This is a genomic window from Aeromonas sp. 603607 (assembly GCF_049171595.1).
GTDB lineage: Bacteria > Pseudomonadota > Gammaproteobacteria > Enterobacterales > Aeromonadaceae > Aeromonas > Aeromonas veronii.
Genome location: NZ_JAAKOV010000005.1, coordinates 49,880 through 70,175, shown reverse-complemented (window position 1 = coordinate 70,175; position 20,296 = coordinate 49,880). Strand labels below are relative to the sequence as shown.

Here is a 20,296-nt window from a genome sequence, read left to right as displayed (position 1 = left end):
CAATTCCTTAGGCGAGGCCAAACACGCCAAACATCAGGGTGGAGACAGTGGCAATGGTCAGACCGACTGCAGTTTCGTAAGGGATAAGTTTCAGGCGCTCCCCCACCCCCATGTGGACGCTGCCACCGGTGGCATGGAAAAAAGAGCCGTGGGGCATGTGGTCAAACACGGTGGCACCGGCATGGATCATCGCCGCCCCGGCCAGACTGCTGATCCCCAGTTCAATCAGGGTGGAGCTGAATACGTTGGAGGCCACCACGGTACCGGCGGTGGTCGAGGCGGTCGCCAGCGACATCAAAGCACCGGAGATAGGCGCCAGCAGGTAAGAAGGCAGACCGGAAGCGGTCAGGCCGCTGATCAGCACATCTTTCAGACCGGAGTTGGCAATGATGCCTGCCAGAGTACCGGTACCCAGCAGCATGATGGCGACCGGCGCCATGCGGGCGAGGCCGGAGACCGCAAACTGGTTCACCTTGCTGAATTTACCCATCATCAGGGCACCAACCAGACCACCAAGCGGCAGTGCAATCAGCGGATCCACCACGATACCGGCAACAGGACGCAGAGCCAGCAGCAGGATGGCGACCAGCGGTGCACTGATGGCGGCGGCAAAGCCTGGCAACTTGGCACCGGCAAAGCTCACCACCTCATCAGCAGCAACCTTGCTGCCCTTGTTGTTCAGCCGCTTGGCCAGCCAGTAGGCCATCACCAGACCGAACAGACCCGGAATGATGCCCGCCGCCATCACAGAGGTGAGGGGCAGATGGAAGGCATCAGCCGCGGCAATAGCGTTAGGGTTGGGGGACATGACGTTACCCGCCTTGCCGCCGCCGATCATCGCCAGCAGGATGGCCGCCTTGGAGAGGTCGGCACGGCGGGCGATGGCCAGCGCGATGGGGGCGACCGTGATAACGGCCACATCCACGAATACGCCGACCGCAGTCAGGATCAGGGTTGCCAGCGCCAGCGCCAGCAGGGCGCGGGTTTCACCAAGTTTCTTGACGATGGTCTCGGCGATAGTGGTGGCAGCGCCCGATTCGATCAGTACACCCGCCAGCACACCGGCCGCCAGGATCCGCATCACCGCAGTGGTGATCCCCTGGGCGCCGCCGATCATCAGGGCGACGGTCTGGGTCAGATCGGCACCGCCAATCAGGCCACCGGCCAGGGCACCCACGATCATGCCGTAAGCGGGCGGCACCTTCTTCAAAATGAGGATGATGGCGATGGAGAGCGCCGCGATGGCGCCAAGGGCTGTAACCGGGATCATGACGGACACCTTCAATGGGAGTGAATGGCCGCCATTATGGAGATCTGCAATCAGAATGCTTTGGCTGATTAACCAAAAATCACATCATATAAATGTATTTTTTTGTCTAAATTCACAATCACAAGTCGAGATTAAGGCCGAGATAGAGCAAAAATTTGTCGTCTAACTTGTTGAAATTCAACCCGGTTATCTGCTCTATCCGCCCCAGCCGATAGCGCAGGGTATTGGGGTGAATGAACAGCGCTTCGGCACAGCGATGCAGATCACAATCCTGCAAGAAATAGTGGCGCAGGGTCTTCTGCAGCGCCCCCTTGCCATCTTCCCGGGCCAGTTTCTGCAGCGGTGCGCGCAGCTGATCCGCCTGCCAGGAGTCCGCCAGACTCCCCAGCAGCACCGGCAAACGGTAGTCCTCAAAGAAGTAGACCTGTTTGCGCGGCGCCTGCCGCATGCCACGGCGCAGGGTATCCCGCGCCGTCTGGTAAGAGCGCGCCAGCCCGTCGATCCCGGCGAAGTAATCGCCCACCGCGATATGCACCTTGAAGTGGGGAATGCGCGCCAGCAACTGCTTGATCCGGCTGCGCTCCTGCGCCGATTGCCAGACGCCCTCACTCAACTGCGCCGGTTTGAGCACCACTATCTCATCGAGCCCGTTGATGGCGACCAGATTGTCCCGCTCCGGATTTTCCAGCTGATGGACCAGCTCTCGCAGACGAGCCGGATCCGCCTCCTCCAGCGCCAGCACGGCCACCACCCGAGGCTGGGCCAACTCCAGTCCGAGAAAACGGGCCGCCTGCTGCAATTGATCGACTCGCCCCTCACCCCGAATGAGCTGCAACACCAGCTCCTCCTTGTGGCGCTTGTCCCACTGCAGCTGCTCGGTGAGCGCCGCCTGCTCCAGAATGAGCTCGGCGGTCATTCGCACCAGCTCGGCGTAAGCACGAACTTCCTCCGGATCGCCGGAGATGCCGATCACCCCGATCAGCTCCCCCTGATAGGAGATGGGCAAATTGATGCCGGGTCGCACCCCTTTGAGCTGCAAGGCAGTCGCTTCGCTGATCTCCACCACCCGGTTTTCTGTCAATACCAGCACGGCCCCTTCGTGACGCTGATGGATCCGCTCCGGATTGCCGGACGCAATGATGAGGCCGTGTTCGTCCATCACGTTGACCGAAAAGGAGAGGATCTTCATCGCCCGGCTCACAATCTGGCGTGCGAGCATGTCATTTAGCTGCATAGGTACTCCGCTGAACCAACCGGGAATAACCAGAGGCGATGACCAGTCTCTGTGGCTCATCCATCACATTGACCGAGAACGACAGGATCTTCATCGCCCGTGCGACGATCTGGCGGGCAAGGTTATCGTTTAGCTGCATAACATCTCCGGACAAGGGGCTGATCTGGCGGCGCAACCTAGGGCCGATTCAGAACACATGGGCGCAAAGATGCCACATCATCAAGACAAGCGAGAGGGGGATCGCTAGAATAGGCCACTTTACCCGATGTGTGCCCCGCCATGGAGCAGGAATTGCGTGCTTGCACCCGCCTGCCCGTGCTGGCCCATCCCTCCGATCTGGACTGTGCTATGGATTATGAATTTCGCCGCGACCCGTTTGGTGGCTATCGCGCCCGGTTCTCCATGGGCCATGAAGCCATCGGTCAGTGGCTGATCGACGAGGTTGGCAAGGATGAGGAGAAGCTCGACGAGCTCTTCTCCATCATTGATCAGCTCTCCAACCGCACCCGAGTCGAATACCGGCTCAACGGCGGTGACTACTCCCTGCTGCTGACCCATGAAGAGGCGGAGGTGAAAGCCAACGCCCTCAATATCGAGCTGGGTGAGGATCTTGACGATCTCGCCTACTACGATGATGAACAGCTGGCCATGTGCGGGCTGGAAGATTTTGCCCAGGTGCTCGGCTCCTGGCGCGCCTTTATCCGTAACGAGGATATGGGCTGATTGACCCAATGTCGGGCAAATGTGCCCTTTTGCCTAACTCAACAGGATTGACTATGTCTATTTACGATTTTGATGACGAACTGCCGGAAGACGAAGAACAGGAATCCACCAAGAAAGCGGCTGCACCTGCCAAGAAGAAAGGCAAGCAGGTGATGAACACTCAGGTCAACCTGAGCCCGCGCGATGCCAGCCGTCTGAACGGCATGCACGTTGAAGCGATCGCCACGCTGGACGACGTCAGCCTGCCGAAGAACGTCATCTTCAAGGCTGGCCTGATCGCCCTGGGCGAACTGGAAGCCGGCAAGCGCGCCGATATCATCGCCCGCGTGATCGCAGAATCAGGCCGCTAATCGCCCCAGAAGGCATAAAGAAAGCCGGAGCCACTGCTCCGGCTTTTTAATTGGTGCCAATCTGCTCTGACTCAGGGGTGCTCACAGCGCAGCAGACGTGGCTGTCCCCAGGGAACCAGTTGGTCGTAATGGCCACTGGCACGTGCCGCAGCCAAGGCTTCGTTGAAGCGTTCTATCAGTTCGCGTCCATTTTGCATCTTGCGCGACACCAGCAAATAGAAGGTATCCCGCTGGCGAAAATAGGGGAGCGGTTGCAGATAGTTCGGGTCGCCGAACACCTGCATGCTGGCGTCCGCCGTCACCGCATCATTCATCGGCATCAGATCAACCCGTTTCCGCTCAAGCAGTTGCAGACATTGCACCAAACTCTTGGGGCGAGTGAGCCGCAATGAAAAACGGGCAATCACCTCATCTGCGTGACTGGTGCTCCAGCTGGCAGGAATACAGACTCTCAACCCCTGCCACTTGCCATCGAGTACCGCATCACTGCCACGATAGGTGAACCAGGAGAGGTGATCGATATGAATGGGGGCGCTGTAATAGAACAGCTTGGCTCGCTCACGCGTCCAGGCATAAGGGAAGGTGGCGGATGCCAGGCCGTTGCGAACCAGCTCGTAGCCCCGGTTCCATGGCAGGTAATCCACCTTCAGCTCGTCATAGCCAGCCTCGCGCAGCAGGGTCGTCACCAGCCGGGTGCTCTGCCCACCATCAGGCAGCCCGGCCCCGGAATAGGGCAAAAAATCTCCGGTTACCAGCGACAGGGGGGCGCATGACAACCATCCACACCAACAACAGAACAACCAGCCATAGTGCTTCATCGCCATCCCTCTCTTTACTCTCCAGTTCAGTATAGGAGGCTGACCCAAATAACCCGGTCTGGTTGCCTTTGCGCCAACGCCCCTGCTAAGGTGCAGCGCTTTTATTACAGAGGAGTTCCGATGTCACCCCTACCTGACATACTGATCTGGGCAGCACTGGCACTGGCCACCCTGCTCTGTATGGCACGCCAACGCCTGCCAGGTTTCCTGCTGCTTGCTGTGGCTCTGCTGCTGGCGCTCTGGCTGGATCGCATCACCACGACCGCACTGCTGGTGACGCTGGCAGCCCTGCTGCTGGCCTGGCGTCTGCCCACCTTCTCCGGCCATAGCCGCCCCCTCGCATGGTCAGCCCTGCTGGCATGGGCGGTGGCACTGACCCTGCACCTGATCCCCGGTTTCAGCAATCTCAAGGTGCTGGATCAGGTACTGGCAGGCCCCGCCAGTGTGCCATTCAACATGTATCTGAACCTCGACAAGCCACTGCTCTTCTTTGGGCTGCTGCTGGCCTGTCCGACGCTGCTTGGTAAGGGAGGCGCTATCCGCTGGCGTCCGCTGGCTCTGTTACTGCTGCCGCTGGGTGCCCTGCTGGTCATCGCCTGGCAGTTGGGGGCACTGAAACCGGAAGTGGGTCTGCCCCACTGGTGGTGGCTGTTTGCACTCAACAACCTGCTGTTCACCTGCGTGGCGGAAGAGGCGCTGTTTCGAGGCGCTATTCAGCAGGGGCTGACCGAGCGTTACCGCCCCTGGATTGGCATCATCGTGGCCGCGCTACTGTTCGGAGCCATCCACCTGCCCGGTGGCCCACTGCTGGCGCTGTTTGCGACCCTGGCAGGCTGCTGCTACGGCTTGGTATTCCAGCTCAGCGGGCGACTCTCCGTGGCCATCCTGATCCACTTCGCCTTCAACTTCGCCCATCTGGTGCTCTTCACCTACCCGCTGGCCAGAGCCTGACGGTCAACTGCGCGGCGTCTTGCCCTTGAACTGCTTGACGCTGCGTTTGGCCTGAGTACGGCGATTGGCCTGCTTGTCACGAGGGGGGCGTTTGCCCTCCCCGCTGGCAGGCTGGTCGGTGACCGGGAATCCCGCCAGATCTCCCAGCGGCAGCTCGCGGCCGGTCAGGGTGCGGATGGCTTGCAGCATGTCACTCTCGCCATGACAAACCAGCGAGATGGCCAACCCCTCGCGGCCAGCCCTGGCGGTACGCCCGATGCGGTGAACGTAGACAGGGGCACTGGCGGGCAAGTCCAGATTGATCACCAGCGGCAGCGCCTCCACATGGATGCCGCGCGCCATCAGGTCGGTGGCCACCAGCACCCGCACCCGACCCTCCTTGAAATCATTGAGCGCCTGCTCGCGCACCGCCTGCTCCTTCTCGCCATGGAGAGCAGCCACCGCAATGCCCGCCTTGGCCAGCTTTCTGGCGACCCCGTCGGCATCATCCCGCGCACTGATAAAGACCAGCACCTGCGGCCACGCCTGCTCCTTGAGCAGGCTGATGAGCGCCGGCACCTTGCTGCTCTTGTTGACCAGATAGAGTCGCTCTTCGATCTCGTTCACCACGCTGTTGAGGGGTGTGGCCTCGATACGGGTTGGCTCACGCAGCAGGCCGTTGGCCAGCGCCTCCAGCTCGGCAGGCAAGGTGGCGGAGAAGAACAGGGTCTGGCGATCCGCCGGAATAAAGCCGAGCAGCGCCTTGATGTCGGGAGCAAAGCCCATCTCCAGCAGGCGATCCGCCTCATCCAGCACCAGCAGCTGCAGACCATCCAGCCCCAGCAACTGTTGGATCAGCAGATCCCGCAACCGCCCGGGTGTAGCCACCAGCAGCTGTGGCCCCTGCGCCAGTTCGGCCTGTTGCCGCTCCTGCGCAACGCCCCCACACAACGTCACGATGCACAATCCCAGCGCCTCGGCCCCCTCTTTAAGCGCGGCAGATACCTGAATCGCCAGCTCGCGGGTTGGCACCAGCACCAGACCCTGCACCTGGCTGGAGGCAGGATCCAGCCGTTGCAGCAGCGGCAAACCAAACGCCAGCGTCTTGCCGCTGCCGGTCTGGGCCAGTGCCAGCAGATCCTGCCCCGCCAACGCCGCCGGAATCGCCAGCTGCTGGATGCGGGTCGGCGTCTGCAAGGTGGCGGGCAAAGAGGCCAGCAGAGCGGGATGGAGGGCAAGTTCGCGAAAGGTCATGGCGCTACGTTAACAAAGAGAAGTGGGAGGCGAAGTCTAGTGAGCGGGGGCCGAGAAGTAAAACCCTATCAATGATGGCCAGGCCAAGGGGGGGATTGCAACGGGCTGACTACACTTGAGCTGACCCATCACAGAGAAAACTGTCATGACCAGACACATCCCCATCCTGCTGCTGACCAGTGCGCTGCTTGGCAGCATCTCGCTCGGCCTGTCCGGCAGCACGGCGAGCGACAGTGCGGCCGAACAGGCCAAACCGGTGCGTACTCTTAACGCGCATCTCGGTGAGCTGCCGGGACTGATCAATGCCGACAAGACAGGACCTTTCGTTGATTTAGTGCGCGCCATCGACGATCTTCATCCCGATGTGACCATCAGGATCACCATCTATCCCATCGCCCGGGCCATGGCCGGAGTGATCGCTGGCAAGGCAGATCTCGGTCTGCCCGCCATCCGCAATCTCAGGGAGGTCGATATGCTCCCCTACCGTTTCAGTACCCGCAGCTTTGGCAAGGTGGCCCATGTGATTTACAGCAATACTGCCCATCCGGTCACCACAGATATGGCCTATGGCATAGTGCCCACCAAACGGGATCTGCTGATTGAAGCCGTTCCCGACTATATGCCCTTCTCGGTACAGCGCTCGATGAGTATCGAGCAGTCACTGCGCAAACTGTCTCGGGGTCGCATAGACGCCTTTGTCTGGGCACAAGAAGAGGCGGACCTGATGCTGAAAAATCTGAAGCTGACCAATATTCGCCGTGAATTCTTTGGTGATTTCGAGGATGTCTTCATCATCCAGAAAGGGGGGAGCGGGGATGAAATAGACGAATTTTTAAGTCGTTCCATTGAGCAACTCGCCGCCACCGGCAAACTGGCCGAGATCTACGAGAAGATCCACCGCCCCTATGTGGAGTGGCAACCCTCCCCACCCGCCAAGGCTGAACCGGCGACCACCCCGCCCGCAACACCCTGAACAGACAATTCCCGCATAAAAAATCCCGCCGAAGCGGGATTTTTTATGGCTTGCAGCCTTACAGCACGGCCAGAGCAGCGGCGTAGTTCGGCTCGTCGGCCACTTCTGCGACCAGCTCACTGTGCAGCACCTTGTTGTCACCATCCAGTACCACGATGGCGCGAGCGGTCAGACCTACCAGCGGGCCGGAAGAGAAGGCAACGCCGTAATCTTCCATAAAGGCCGCACCGCGCAGGGTGGAGAGGGTCACTACCTTGTCCAGACCTTCGGCGCCGCAGAAGCGGGACTGGGCGAACGGCAGATCGGCGGAGATGCACAGCACGACAGTGTTATCCAGCGCGCTGGCCTGCTCGTTGAACTTGCGCACAGAGGTCGCGCAGGTCGGGGTATCGACGCTCGGGAAGATGTTCAGGATTTTGCGCTGACCGGCAAAGCTTGCCAGGGTCACGTCGGAAAGATCCTTGGCCACCAGGGAGAAGGGCTTGGCTTGCTCACCGGCGACCGGGAAGTGACCAGCGACGGAAACCGGGCTGCCTTGCAGAGTGACTGAGTTGCTCATGTGTTATGTCCTTTATTGGTGTAGTAAAAATCCGAGTGATCAGTATAGGGGCGGCGGGACCAGACAAACACCCGCGAAGACAAGGGATATAAAGGGGTTGACCTTGGACTTAACACCAAGGTTTAGACTCCTTCTTGGTAATCAGGGATCTCGCAGGGGCGGGATCCATCAAGAGGGACTCATCATGAGCAAATCCTGCTGCAATCATCAGCACGCCGCCCCCATCAAGGCCGTCAGTAAGGCGGCCTCCGGCCAGAGTGAACATCACCACGATAGCCACTGCTGCGACAACACCACGCCCGTCAGTTGCTGTTCAACCCAGACGCCTCATGAGCACGCATCCCGTGACGGTAATGAATCCCCCGGGGATGAAGAGCCTCCCCGAGGAGGCTGTCACGATCAAGCGTGCTGCAGCGCCTCCTTATCACCAGCTCACGAGCATGAGCATGATATGCCCCCTGCCGACCCGCTGGTTGCGCCGGTGCAAGGCAACAGCCGCCACAGCTGGCAGGTATTGGGGATGGATTGCCCCAGCTGCGCCCGCAAGATCGAGACAGCCGTCTGCCGGGTGAGCGGCGTGCAGCAGGCACGCGTGCTGTTTGCCACCGAGAAGCTGGTAGTGGATCTGGCCCCAGGCCTCTCCCCGGATCCCGTCACCGCCGCTGTGCTGGCTGCTGGTTTCCAGCTCAAGGGTGCTCAAGCCACCAGAGCCCACACAATCACAAAGGGAGCAACACGCCAAAGCCCGCTGCTAAACACCCTGGGCAAATATTGGCAGCCCCTGTCACTGGCCAGTCTGATGCTGGTCGCCGCCCTGCTGCCGAAAGAGCTCGGTCAGCCACTCTTTACCCTGGCGACCCTCTGGGGGCTGTGGCCCATCTCCCGCAAGGCGTGGGCGCTGACCAAAAGCGGCTCCCCCTTCGCCATCGAGACCCTGATGACGGTCGCCGCCCTGGGCGCCCTGTTTCTCGGCGAAACCGCCGAAGCGGCCATGGTGCTGCTGCTCTTTATGCTGGGTGAACATCTGGAGGCCTACGCCGCCGGACGCGCCCGGGCCGGAGTGACCGCCTTGATGGCGCTGGTACCCGACAAGGCGCTGCGCATCCGTACCACTGCCGAGGGCGAGATGCGGGAAGAGGTAGCTGCCGATGAGCTGCGTCCCGGCGATATCATCGAAATCGCCCCAGGTGCCCGTCTACCTGCCGACGCCCGCCTGCTCGATGAACTCGGTGCGTTTGACGAAAGCGCCCTGACCGGTGAGTCTATTCCGGTGGAACGCCGTCAGGGTGACAAGGTGCCGGCCGGCAGTCTGGCTGCAGATCGAGTGCTGCGCCTTGAAGTCGTCTCCGAGCCTGGCAACAACGCCATCGACCGCATTCTGCACCTAATCGAAGAGGCCGAAAGCCAGCGCGCCCCCATCGAGCGCTTTATCGACCGCTTCAGCCGCTGGTATACCCCGGCCATGATGCTGGTTGCCCTGCTGGTGGTGCTGGTGCCGCCCCTTGCCTTCAGCCAGAGCTGGGACGAGTGGATCTATCGCGGACTGGCGCTGCTGCTGATCGGCTGCCCCTGCGCGCTGGTCATCTCCACCCCGGCAGCTGTTACCTCGGCGCTGGCCGCCGCCACCCGTCAGGGGGCGCTAATCAAGGGCGGGGCTGCACTGGAGCGATTGGCCCATATCGACACCGTCGCCTTTGACAAGACCGGCACCCTGACCCTGGGCAAGCCGCAACTGACCGAGCTGGTGAGCCTCAATGGCCAACCGGAGACCGAGTTGCTGGCACTGGCGGCTGCCATCGAGCAGGGCTCCCACCACCCGCTGGCCCGCGCCGTGGTCGCCAACGCGACCGAACAGGGGCTGACGCTGGCGGAGGCCCGAGACTTGCATGCCCTGCCGGGCATGGGGGTTGAGGGACGCATCAACGGTGAACTGTGGCAACTGCTGGCACCGAACCGGGTGGCGACCCTGAATGTGGAACAGCAGACACGGATTGGTTCGCTGGAGCGGCAGGGCAAGACCGTCGTGGTGCTCTGCCAGAGCAGTGGCGACCAAGCGCTGCCGATTGCCCTGCTGGCGCTGCGGGATCAGATCCGGCCGGAGGCAGCGGCCGCGCTGCAAGAGCTCAACCGACTCGGGCTCAACAGCATCATGTTAACCGGGGATAACCCCAACGCCGCCGAGGCGATCGCCACCGAGCTGGGCATGGGCTGGCGTGCCGGTCTGCTGCCGGAGAACAAGGTAGAAGAGATCGCCAAGCTGGCCTGCACCCGGAAGGTTGCCATGATCGGCGATGGCATCAACGATGCCCCCGCCATGAAGCGGGCCAGTATCGGCATCGCCATGGGGGGCGGCACCGATGTGGCGCTGGAGACCGCCGATGCGGCGCTGACCCACAACCAGCTCGGCGGTATTGCCGCGATGATCCGGCTGTCGCGGGCGGCACTGACCAATATTCACCAGAATATTGCGCTGGCGCTGGGGCTTAAAGCCATCTTCCTGGTCACCAGCCTGCTCGGCATCACCGGTCTGTGGATTGCGGTGCTGGCCGATACCGGCGCCACAGCGCTGGTGACCGCCAACGCCTTGCGGCTGCTGCGCAAGCGTTAAGCCAGCCGATAGCATCCCAGCCAAAAGCCGTCCCCCAACCGGGACGGCTTTTCTTTTTCCTCTCATTTCTCTCACGGCACCCCGTAAAAGAAAAAGCGCGCCTGCCGGTCGGCAGTCGCGCTTTGCTTACTCTCTCGGAGTTATCCCACCCTTGGCAAGGTGGAATTCAACCCGGGGGCGCCGAGCCATCCCCCGGACTCAATGGCTTGCTTACTTGACGCTGCACTCCTGAATGACGGCTGTGCCCGCCTTGACGCCAGCCGGGTCAACCTTCACCAGCACACTCCACAGCCCCTGCGGCAGGGTGATGCTGTTATTGGCACTGCCCCCCTTGGAGAAGGCGAACGAATAGCCGGTTTCAGCGTTCACCGCGCCGCCACCGTTGAGCAGGTACTCCTTGCTCCAGTCCTCGTTGGCGACCTTGAACTCGGTGCTGCCAGCGTAGTTGAACGCCGCCTGATAGATGGCGAGATCGCCGTCCATCCCCTTGTAGCTCAGCTGGTACTGAGGTTGGGCATTCCAGCCTGAAAGCTCACCCTTGACGAACAGGTTGTAGCCGAGCGGATTGCCCGCCACCGTATCCAACACCTTGCAGCTCTGCACCGGCTCGGTGAAGCTGACGCTCAGGGTCGGTTTGTCCTTGTTCATGGCGGTAAAGACAAACTTGTAGCTGCCTGCCTTGGCCAGATCGACACCGATATTGCCGGTTTCCCCCCCCTTGCAAAGGGTCAGCGGAGTGCCGACCACCAGCTTGTCACCAGCGTTGCAGCTGCCGTAGTTGACCGGCCCCCAACTGGCGTCAGCGATCTTGACGTTGGTGGTACCCAGCTTGTCGGTGCTCACCTCGGTAGTGAACTCGTACATAAAGTTGCCGCTGAAGGTCATCTGGTTGGTGTTGCCCCACTCATTGAGGAACCCCTTCAGATAAACATCGGTGTTGCCAAACGGTGGCAGGGTGCTCAGGTCGGTCTTCTTGCTGACCGGCAGGCCCGCGCCCTGTGCACCAGACTGCGGCTTGACGAACACGGCGGCAGACCAGGCCCCCAGCGTCAGCTGGCCGTTGTCATAGGCGGCGCCGCTGGCGATGCTGTCGACTGCGCGATGCTTGCTGCTAAGCACCATACCGCTCAGATCGATCGGCTGATCGTTGCCATCACGGAAGTCGCCGATGCTCTGGCTCTGGTTGCTGGCGTTGATCATCACCACCAGACCGTCGATGGCCGGATCCAGATCACCCCCGGCACTGACGCCATCATCCACCGTCATGACGATAAGGCCGGGCACCTGATCCGGGCCGGTATTGCGGAAGTCGACCCGCTTGATCACCTCGGCGCCACTGCCCAGACGCAGCAGGCGGGAGGAGTTGCGCAGCTCCGCCAGCTCCTGATAGAAGCTCACCATCTGCGCCATCTCGGCCGAGCCCGGCTTGGCATGCTTGCCGAGCACCTGCTCAATCAGCGGATAGTTGTCGCCATCCTTGTCCTTGCGCGGCAACCCCTTGTCGAAGTTGTTGTCGCCCAGGGTGTAGTCGACCTTGTTGTACCAGTCGCCCGAGTCATAACTGTCCCGCTCCATGGATTTGGAACGCAGCAGCTCGACACCGGCGTGGGTGAAGGGAATGCCCTGACCCAGCATGGCTGTCGCCAGCGAGACCCCCTGCATCCGCACCAGATCGGCTCCGGCAGGCGCCTTGTAGATCAGGTTGTCGAACAGGGTCTGGTTGTCGTGCTTGTCGACATAGTTCTGCACTTCCACCGGATCCTGGGCATAACCAGCGCTCTGACCGTTGTAGTCGATCTCGGCCCCCTTCTTCGGCATGCCATCCTTGTCGGTCAGCACGAACTCCTTGAGGTTACCCGCCATGCCGAGCCGCACCAGATCGGACTGGTGCAAGGCAGTAGCCAGATCCACCTTGCTCATTTCGTTAGGATCGACGAAAGCACCGTTGCCAAAGCCCTGGGTCTTGCGAATGGTATCGCCGCCGTCGAACGGACTGCCGCCGCGCACCGCATCGCGCAAGCGGTCCGAGAAGGAGCCGATACCGGTACCGCCCAGATGCTTCTGGGTCGCCTGCACGAAGCGCTTGTCATCCTGCACTTCGCCGAAGTTCCACCCCTCGCCGTAGAAGTACATCTCGGGATTGACCTTCTTCACCGCGGCCAGCGCCTGCACCATCTGATCTTTCGGATGGTGGCCCATCAGGTCGAAGCGGAAGGCGTCGATCTTGTAGTCGCGCGCCCAGGTGACCAGAGAGTCATCCATCAGCTTGGCGAACATGGCGTGCTCCGGCGCCGTGTTGGAGCAACAGGTGGAGTTCTCCACCGAGCCGGTCTCCGGATTGAGGCGCTGATAGTACCAGGGCACTATCTTGTCGAGCACCGACTTGGGGCCGAGCCCGGATTCGTTGGTATGGTTGTAGACCACATCCATCACCACGTTCATGCCGATGTTCTGCTTGATGGCCTTGACCATCTCGCGGAACTCCAGAATACGTTTGGTGCCCTCGGCGTTGGTGGCGTAGGAGCCTTCCGGCGTGGTGTAGTGGTAGGGATCATAACCCCAGTTGAAGGAGTCGACGCCGCGCAGGTAACCGGATAGCTCCTGCACCTGCGGATTATCCTTGCTGTCGCCCCCTTGCAGGTCGGCCAGCACATCTCCCACGGTCTGGCCGCCACCGCAATAGCCACCAAATTTGGATGTTTTCACATCCGGATTGACCTGACAGAGCTTGCTGAAGTCATCGCCGAGATTGGCCACCTTGGCCGGATCCTCGTTGACGGTGGCGATATCGAACACCGGCAGCAGGTGCAAGTGGCTGACGCCGCTCTTTGCCAGCGCTTTCAGATGGTTGACCGGTACAGAGTCGGGCTGGGTCAGACCGACAAACTTGCCGCGCTTCTCTTCATCGGTGGAGGCATCGTTGCCGGTCAGGTCACGAACATGGGCCTCATAAATAGTGATGTCGGCGGGGTTCTGCTGGCTGTGGGGCGCCTTGAGGCTGTCCCACCCTTCCGGTTTCAGGGCCGGGTCCTCGAGATCCACTACCTGACTGAACTCGGAGTTCATCGCGAGGCTCAGGGAGTAGGGATCGGTCACCTCGTAGTGCTCAACCTTGCGGCTCAGCGGATGGTAGACCTCCATATCGTAGCGATAGAACTGGCCGATCAGCTCGCTGCCCCCTTCATAACTCCAGCTGCCGCTGGCGCTGTCAAAGGTCATCGCTACCTCGCCACTCTTCTGGTGGCTGGCGTTGTAGAGGGCCAGCTTGACCGACTTGGCGGTCGGCGCCCAGAGACGGAAGGTCACCCGATTGCCCTCTACCACGGCGCCATAGCTCAGCTTGGTCGCCTCGGGAGCATAGAGCGCATCGAGGGCGCCGGCGCTCTGCACCAGGGTGGCTCCTTGCAGGATACCGTCGGCATCGGTGCCGATAGCCACCAGCTCACCCTTGAGCAGGGGCTTGAGATCTTTCCCGGCAGGCAGGGCAAAGGCGGCCGCATCCTTGAGGTGCGGATATTTGGCCTGCTGCTCGGCAGTCAGGCTGGTCGCGGTCAGGCTGATATAGGGGAAATCGAACACCCCATCGGCATTGGCCTTGATGGTGCCCGAGTCGGTGTAATAGAGGCGAACGTGGGGCTTGTCCTTGCCCCCTTGCCAAATCAGGGTATTGCCATCGATCAAATGAGCGCTGGCCCCCGCCACGCCAAAGGCGGCGGTAAAGGCTTCGGCACGGCTGCCAAACAGATCTTTCTTGCCCGCGACAATGGCCACGGTGCGATCCGGGTGCTCACTGAAGATCACCTTCATATCGCTGCCGGTCAGGTTGGCCAGATCGCCGTTGCGGGCGATAAAGTTGATGCACCCTTCCACCTTGTTGAGCGGAACGACCCAGGCCGGACCAAAGCTGTCGGCGGTGGCCGGTGTCTTGCTCTTGTCATCCCACCCGGTATTCAGGCCGCTATCTGCCGTTGCCTTGCAGGCGTCGTTGTTCCAAAGGTGCAGGCTGTAGCTGTCAAACGGTGCCTTGGCGCCTTTGGCTGCCGACTGGGTATCCACCAGTGCAATGACCACCTGATTGTCGCCGGCAACCAGCAACTCTTTCGGGGGATCCATCTTGGGCAGACGAGCGACAGGCCCATCGGTGACTTCAGGTGTAGGCGGTGTAGGGGGGACGGGGTTCACACCGGAGGCATCAGAGCTGTTGTCATTACAGCCAGACAAAAGCGCGAGCAGTGAGGCTGTTACCAGCGCCACTTTGGTCTTTTTCATATCCATATTTTTATAATTCCCGCTGTAGTTAGTCTCGATAGTCGAGCACCCGGTCATTGCCAGGCGGTGCCATATTAATCAGCGGTAATCGATTCAAATGTGAGCGAGAGGGCAAAAAAACCATCCAGTTTCAACAAGATAACGTTTTCAGACTGAAACTTCGATCCGGCTCACAGACCTCGCGGCCATTTGGCCTCATATCTGGAAAACGGCAGTCACGGGGTCAGAAAAGCAATGTCTGATCAAGTGGATAGACAAGGAGTAAGCAATGAAACGGATTGAAGAGCAGGCAAGACGACTCGATCAGGAGTATCAGGCGATCGGGCAGCTGTTCGACCAGTTCTGCCAGCAGGCAGGCGCCCTGGCCGAACAGTATCACTTCTTCAACTGGCCCGATTATGAAGACTCACCCCCGCTGAGCCGCGCCTTTACCCTGCTGGGGGAACCCCGCGAACTGCGGCTGCGCTGTCAGCCCGGTGAGCGCTCCGCCCTCAATGGCCTGATCCAGGTGGTCTCGGAGGATGGCACCATAGATGCCAGCCTCGGATTTCGCGCCGATGGCCAGTTGCTGCTGGAGTCCGGCAAACTGCTGGACAACCCGCCCGGACTGCTGCTCAAGTTGCTGCTCGGCGCAATCTGGCAACACAAGCCGCAGGCCGATCTCTCACAACAGGAGATCTAGCTGCGGAGCCAACTGTTGAGTCGTTCTGGCTATTGTGGCCGCAGCACGCATCCACAATAGCCTGTGTCGAATGAAGGCGTGGTGGATTTACACCAGAGCATCACTCCTCGCTACGCCCAGCCCCCCGGCAGCAAATGTCCTGCTACTCCGGTTGCAGCGGTTCCGCCACCTTGCCCTCCAGCTTTCTGACCGGCTTTTGCAGGATCAGGTTGGCCGGATAGGTGACCAGATCGCCGTTGTCATCACGCACCCGCACATAGAAGAGGCCAATCTCGGTGATGACGCCGGTGACCGAATCATCCTTGTCAAGGATGCGGATCCGGTCGCCAATCTTGTAGGGGAAGGCAAAGAAGATGGTGATGCTGGCGGTGATGTTGGAGAGGATCGACCACTGGGCCACCATGGCGACCCCCAATACCGCAAAGAAGGAGGACGCGAGCACCACCAGTCGGGAGAAGTCGAGCCCCCACACCCCGGCCAGTACCAGCAAGGTGGCGCAGCCGAGCAGGAAGTGGAACACATGGGCCACGTAGAGCACCCGGTTCTCGCTCACCTGCCTGCTCTGACCGAGCGCCAGCAGGCTCTTGTGAATCAGCCGCCGGATCAGGGTATGACCCAGCAACAGCAGCAGGGTCAGGCCAATTGATTGCCACATGGGTTACGCCTCCTTACCACCAGCGCCGATGTTTGAGCCAGATAGCCAGCGCGCTTGCCAGCGCCACCAGCGAACCACAGAAGACCCAGAATGCGGTCGGATTCTCGGCACCGGGGATACCGCCGAGGTTGATGCCAAACAGACCGGTCAGGAAGCTGGCAGGCAAAAAGAGCAGCGCCATCACCGACATCTGGTAGGCGCGGCGATTGGTTGCCTCCGCCATCAGATTGTTGATCTCGTCTGCCAGCACAGCGGTGCGCGCCACCCCGGCATCGAGGTCATCGAGCCAGCGCCGCAGCCGATCGGCGATATCGAGCAGACGACGGCGGTCATCCTCATCCAGCCAGCTGATCTTCTCGTTGGCCAGCCGCGCCACCAGATCCCGCTGCGGCGAGAGGTAGCGGCGGATCATGATGAGCTGCTTGCGGATCAGCGCCAGCCGGCCATTGGCGGGCATGTCGCGCATCAGCACCATCTCCTCAAGATCGAGGATCTTGTCGTGCAGCTCCTCGACAAACTCCCCCGCCCGATCGGTCAGGGCATCGCAGATCTCCACCAGCCAGTCGGCCGGCGTATCGGCGCCGCCCCCCAGCTTGAGCTGGTTGAAGACATCCTGTTCGGAGAGCAGCGGACGACGACGGCTGCTGATGATGAGATCCGGGGTGATGAAGATGCGCAGCGCCACCATCTCTTCGGGCCTGTGATCCTTGTTGTGGTTGATGCCGCGCAGGATCAGCAGCACCGTCTCCCCCATCCGCACCAGCTTGGGACGATTGCTCTGGCCGAGCAGCGACTCCCTGGCAGCCTCGCTGAGCAAGGGGGTCTGCAACAGCCAGCGCGCCGAATCGGGATTGCCGTAGTCCAGATGCAGCCAGCCGGGATGCGCCGCCGGGACTTCACTTCCCGCCGTCAGCGGCGCCATGCCACCCTTGCCATCCAGGGTCAGGGCATAAATCACTTCACCGGGCACCCGATCCATCTCGTCTCCTTCTCGTTTCATGTGCTGGCCCCAGCTTACACCAAAGGTTGGGCCGACTCAGCCCCGCGCCGGGAAGGGAGGCCTGTGTTAACATGCCAGCTCTCGTTTTCCATCCGCTTTTACTACAGGAAACCATGCCATGCCCATCTGGGTTGATGCCGATGCCTGCCCCATTCCGGTCAAGGAGATCCTCTACCGCGCCGCCCACCGCGCCCAGGTCGTCACCACCCTGGTGGCCAATCAGGGATTGCGGGTACCCCCCTCGCCCTTCATCAAAACCCAGCAGGTGGAGAAGGGATTCGATGTGGCAGATCATGTCATCGCCCAGCAGGTTCAGCCCGGCGATCTGGTGATCACCGGCGACATCCCCCTCGCCTCCTGGGTGATCGATGCCGGTGGCGAAGCGCTCAATCCCCGCGGCGAGATCTACACCCGCGAGACCATCAAGGCGCGGCTCGGCATGCGCAACTTTATGGAAGAGCTGCGCTCGGCCGGAGTACAAACCGGCGGCCCGGCCCCCTTCAATGCTGCCGACAAGCAGCGTTTTGCCAATGCCCTCGACAAGTGGCTGGTCAAAGGCAAGCTGTAAAGAGATCCTAAAGGCGCCCTGCCTGGGCGCTTTTTCGCCGTAACATCCTGATTTTTAAAATAAGAGCTGACCACAACCGTCAGGCTGGTAAGATGCGCCGCCATCTTGTCCACGCCGTAATCATCATGACCGCCCAAGGGCACCTGCTCTTCTCCGTTACCTGCACCCTGATCGCCCATAAACTGCAGCTCACTCCGGCACTGGCCGATGCCAGCCTGTGGCAGACCATCCCTGCCGCGCTGGCCAGCGCCCTGTTGCCCGACCTCGACCACCCCAAATCTGTGCTGGGGCAGCGCCTGCCGTGGATCTCGAAACCTCTGTCGCGGCTGTTCGGCCATCGCGGCTTCACCCACAGTCTGCTGGCAGTCGCCGCCGCTATCTGGGGACTGAACCAGAGCCTGCCGCCGGACACCCTGCCCATGGGGGTCAAGGATGCACTCATCGTCGGCTACCTCAGCCATCTGCTGGGGGATTGGCTCACCCCGGCGGGCATTCCGCTCTTCTGGCCCATCAAACGCCGCTTCCGGCTGCCGGGCTGGCCGCTGCGCAGTGGCGGCGCCATCGAAACCGGCTTTTGCACCCTCACCCTGCTGGTTGCCGGCTGGTGGTGCGGCTGGCAGCTGTAAGCCAGAAACAAAAAAGCCCCTGACGAGGTCAGGGGCCCAAGCAGTGGTGCGAACCACTAGAGGATCAGATCATGATGCCTGCGATAACAGCAGAGAGCAGGCTGACCAGGGTAGAACCGTAGACCAGCTTCAGACCGAAGCGGGAAACCATGTTTCCCTTCTCTTCGTTCAGCGCTTTTACCGCACCGGCGATGATGCCGATAGAGCTGAAGTTGGCGAAAGAGACCATGAAGATGGAGAGGATGCCGACGGTGCGCGGAGAGAGCTCGGCAGCCACCTTGCCCAGATCCATCATCGCCACGAACTCGTTGGTCACCAGCTTGGTCGCCATGATGGAGCCGGCTTGCAGCGCTTCACCACTCGGGATACCCAGGATCCAGGCGATCGGGTAGAAGAGGTAGCCCATGACGAACTGGAAGTTCACGCCAAATGCCATCTCGAACAGGTAGTTGATCAGGGCAATCAGGGCGATGAAGCCCACCAGCATGGCACCCACGATCACGGCAACGGTGAAACCGGCCATGATGTACTCGCCCAGCATCTCGAAGAAGTTCTCTTTCTTCGGGGTGTGGTGCTCGTCACCTTCGGCAATGGCCTTGATGTCGGTCACGGAGTTATCCGGCTCGTAGGGGTTGATCAGAGAGAGCACCACAAAGGTACTGAACATGTTGAGCACCAGCGCGGCGACCACGTAGCGCGGCTCGATCAGCTGCATATAGGCACCGACGATGGACATGGAGACGGTAGACATCGCCGTCGCAGCCAGGGTGTACATCTGCTTCTCGTTCAGGTGCGGCAGGATGTTCTTGAGGGCGATGAAGTTCTCGGACTGGCCGACGATCATCGAGCTGATGGCGTTGAAAGACTCCAGCTTGCCCATGCCGTTGATCTTGGCCAGCACGGTACCGATACCGCGGATCACCAGCGGCAGCAGACGGATGTACTGCAGAATACCGATCAGCACGGAGATGAAGACGATGGGCATCAGCACCATCAGGAAAAAGGAGAAGGCCCCTTCGTTGACCAGACCACCGAACACGAAGTCGGTACCCTGTTTGGCAAACTCCATCAACTTGGTGAAGCCGGCCGCGAAGCCCCCCACCACCGCCAGACCCACTTCGGAGTTCAGCATGAACCAGGCCAGCGCCAGTTCGACCACCAGCAGTTGGCCGATATAACGCAGTTTGATCTGTTTCCAGTTGTGGCGGTTCGCCAGCAGAGAGAGAGCAAGGACCATCACCAGTCCGAGCACAAAGTGAACGTATTCCATACCTGTAGCACCTGAGTAAATTGTAATTTTTGACCGGCGCCATCATAGACATTTGCACATTTAAAAATCAGATAGCCATCACAATCCCGCGCAATATTATGGAGGCAGGATAATACAAACGTTTTTAAATTAATTGTGCAATGAACTGATATTAATCGCGCAACACAGATAACATAAATCCTTTTAAAACATCATGTTGAGTAATGGCGGCGCCGTTTTCATGTTCTTTGAAAATATTTAATCAGCATTTTAGCAACATTCCCTGTGGCGCAGTAACTGTTCGTGGAATATTTCCCAATCATTATATTAAAATACCGAAAATAGAAAACGTTTATCCACGATAAATAATTAGATGAGTGTTTGAAAAATAGTCCTTATCGCATTGTCGGTGCTCGTCCGCGATCGGTTTGGCAACAAATGAACCTTTCATGGCCCCTCATGGCCAGCCGTTCAAAAATCCGCCACATCCGGTGCCACATTCTGGTATGATGCGCGGCCTTAGCGCTC

The 20,296-nt window shown here is 60.3% G+C and carries 18 protein-coding genes; 8 read left to right on the top strand and 10 right to left on the bottom strand.

The genetic code is table 11. The features are described from left to right. Positions 1 to 7: 7 nt before the first annotated feature. The 3 genes from G5315_RS06865 to G5315_RS06855 all read right to left on the bottom strand — a co-directional run bounded on the left by G5315_RS06865 (position 8) and on the right by G5315_RS06855 (position 2,643). Complete coding sequence (locus G5315_RS06865) at positions 8 to 1,270, bottom strand: GntP family permease (protein WP_005340326.1); 1,263 nt, start codon at positions 1,268 to 1,270, stop codon at positions 8 to 10. Between the two features lie 118 nt (positions 1,271 to 1,388). Then, positions 1,389 to 2,504: a sugar diacid recognition domain-containing protein gene (locus G5315_RS06860; protein WP_421332796.1), complete on the bottom strand. Its 1,116-nt coding sequence runs from the start codon at positions 2,502 to 2,504 to the stop codon at positions 1,389 to 1,391. Continuing rightward, positions 2,491 to 2,643 (bottom strand): sugar diacid recognition domain-containing protein, encoded by a 153-nt coding sequence (locus tag G5315_RS06855; RefSeq protein ID WP_082628344.1) that lies wholly within the window; start codon positions 2,641 to 2,643, stop codon positions 2,491 to 2,493. The genes G5315_RS06860 and G5315_RS06855 overlap by 14 nt, the downstream gene beginning before the upstream one ends. A 209-nt stretch (positions 2,644 to 2,852) precedes the next feature. Between G5315_RS06855 and G5315_RS06850 the strand changes: the two genes are divergently transcribed. Both G5315_RS06850 and G5315_RS06845 read left to right on the top strand, forming a co-directional pair. Then, positions 2,853 to 3,227 (top strand): YacL family protein, encoded by a 375-nt coding sequence (locus G5315_RS06850; RefSeq protein ID WP_031227767.1) that lies wholly within the window; start codon positions 2,853 to 2,855, stop codon positions 3,225 to 3,227. A gap of 53 nt (positions 3,228 to 3,280) precedes the next feature. After that, the gene (locus G5315_RS06845; RefSeq protein ID WP_005348860.1) at positions 3,281 to 3,577 is read left to right on the top strand and encodes a hypothetical protein; all 297 of its coding nucleotides are present in this window, start codon (positions 3,281 to 3,283) and stop codon (positions 3,575 to 3,577) included. Between the two features lie 71 nt (positions 3,578 to 3,648). Here the strand turns inward: G5315_RS06845 and G5315_RS06840 are convergent, their stop codons facing one another. Next, positions 3,649 to 4,314: a substrate-binding periplasmic protein gene (locus G5315_RS06840; protein WP_421332795.1), complete on the bottom strand. Its 666-nt coding sequence runs from the start codon at positions 4,312 to 4,314 to the stop codon at positions 3,649 to 3,651. A 201-nt stretch (positions 4,315 to 4,515) separates the two neighbouring features. Here G5315_RS06840 and G5315_RS06835 point away from each other — a divergent pair, with 201 nt between their 5' ends. Continuing rightward, on the top strand, positions 4,516 to 5,346 hold the full coding sequence (locus G5315_RS06835) for a CPBP family intramembrane glutamic endopeptidase (RefSeq protein WP_421332794.1): 831 nt from the start codon (positions 4,516 to 4,518) through the stop codon (positions 5,344 to 5,346). Between the two features lie 3 nt (positions 5,347 to 5,349). Here the strand turns inward: G5315_RS06835 and G5315_RS06830 are convergent, their stop codons facing one another. Beyond that, the gene (locus G5315_RS06830) at positions 5,350 to 6,579 is read right to left on the bottom strand and encodes a DEAD/DEAH box helicase (protein WP_421332793.1); all 1,230 of its coding nucleotides are present in this window, start codon (positions 6,577 to 6,579) and stop codon (positions 5,350 to 5,352) included. A gap of 145 nt (positions 6,580 to 6,724) precedes the next feature. Here G5315_RS06830 and G5315_RS06825 point away from each other — a divergent pair, with 145 nt between their 5' ends. Further along, positions 6,725 to 7,552: a transporter substrate-binding domain-containing protein gene (locus G5315_RS06825; protein ID WP_100646827.1), complete on the top strand. Its 828-nt coding sequence runs from the start codon at positions 6,725 to 6,727 to the stop codon at positions 7,550 to 7,552. 58 nt (positions 7,553 to 7,610) lie between these two features. Here the strand turns inward: G5315_RS06825 and tpx are convergent, their stop codons facing one another. Then, complete coding sequence (gene tpx / locus G5315_RS06820; RefSeq protein ID WP_421332792.1) at positions 7,611 to 8,111, bottom strand: thiol peroxidase; 501 nt, start codon at positions 8,109 to 8,111, stop codon at positions 7,611 to 7,613. 184 nt (positions 8,112 to 8,295) lie between these two features. Between tpx and G5315_RS06815 the strand changes: the two genes are divergently transcribed. After that, entirely contained in the window at positions 8,296 to 10,719 is a 2,424-nt protein-coding gene (locus G5315_RS06815; RefSeq protein ID WP_421332791.1) for a zinc/cadmium/mercury/lead-transporting ATPase, read from the top strand. Between the two features lie 210 nt (positions 10,720 to 10,929). On the opposite strand, the gene pulA is transcribed toward G5315_RS06815, so the two are convergent. Continuing rightward, positions 10,930 to 14,994, bottom strand: a complete 4,065-nt coding sequence (pulA, locus tag G5315_RS06810) for a pullulanase-type alpha-1,6-glucosidase (protein ID WP_421332790.1) — start codon at positions 14,992 to 14,994, stop codon at positions 10,930 to 10,932. 262 nt (positions 14,995 to 15,256) lie between these two features. Between pulA and G5315_RS06805 the strand changes: the two genes are divergently transcribed. Further along, the gene (locus G5315_RS06805) at positions 15,257 to 15,670 is read left to right on the top strand and encodes a hypothetical protein (protein WP_216952830.1); all 414 of its coding nucleotides are present in this window, start codon (positions 15,257 to 15,259) and stop codon (positions 15,668 to 15,670) included. Positions 15,671 to 15,812: 142 nt separating this feature from the next. Here G5315_RS06805 and G5315_RS06800 read toward each other — a convergent pair whose 3' ends face one another. Continuing rightward, positions 15,813 to 16,325: a mechanosensitive ion channel domain-containing protein gene (locus G5315_RS06800; protein WP_005354921.1), complete on the bottom strand. Its 513-nt coding sequence runs from the start codon at positions 16,323 to 16,325 to the stop codon at positions 15,813 to 15,815. Positions 16,326 to 16,338: 13 nt separating this feature from the next. Further along, positions 16,339 to 17,304 (bottom strand): zinc transporter ZntB, encoded by a 966-nt coding sequence (zntB, locus tag G5315_RS06795; protein WP_421332831.1) that lies wholly within the window; start codon positions 17,302 to 17,304, stop codon positions 16,339 to 16,341. Between the two features lie 139 nt (positions 17,305 to 17,443). On the opposite strand from zntB, the gene G5315_RS06790 reads away from it, so the two are divergent. Both G5315_RS06790 and G5315_RS06785 read left to right on the top strand, forming a co-directional pair. Beyond that, positions 17,444 to 17,893 (top strand): YaiI/YqxD family protein, encoded by a 450-nt coding sequence (locus G5315_RS06790; protein WP_005335916.1) that lies wholly within the window; start codon positions 17,444 to 17,446, stop codon positions 17,891 to 17,893. 125 nt (positions 17,894 to 18,018) lie between these two features. Beyond that, positions 18,019 to 18,519 carry a metal-dependent hydrolase gene (locus G5315_RS06785; RefSeq protein WP_139430446.1) on the top strand — a complete coding sequence of 167 codons (501 nt, stop codon included), beginning with the start codon at positions 18,019 to 18,021 and terminating at the stop codon, positions 18,517 to 18,519. A 64-nt stretch (positions 18,520 to 18,583) separates the two neighbouring features. On the opposite strand, the gene G5315_RS06780 is transcribed toward G5315_RS06785, so the two are convergent. Beyond that, positions 18,584 to 19,789 carry a NupC/NupG family nucleoside CNT transporter gene (locus G5315_RS06780; RefSeq protein WP_005363118.1) on the bottom strand — a complete coding sequence of 402 codons (1,206 nt, stop codon included), beginning with the start codon at positions 19,787 to 19,789 and terminating at the stop codon, positions 18,584 to 18,586. Between the last annotated feature and the right edge of the window lie 507 nt (positions 19,790 to 20,296).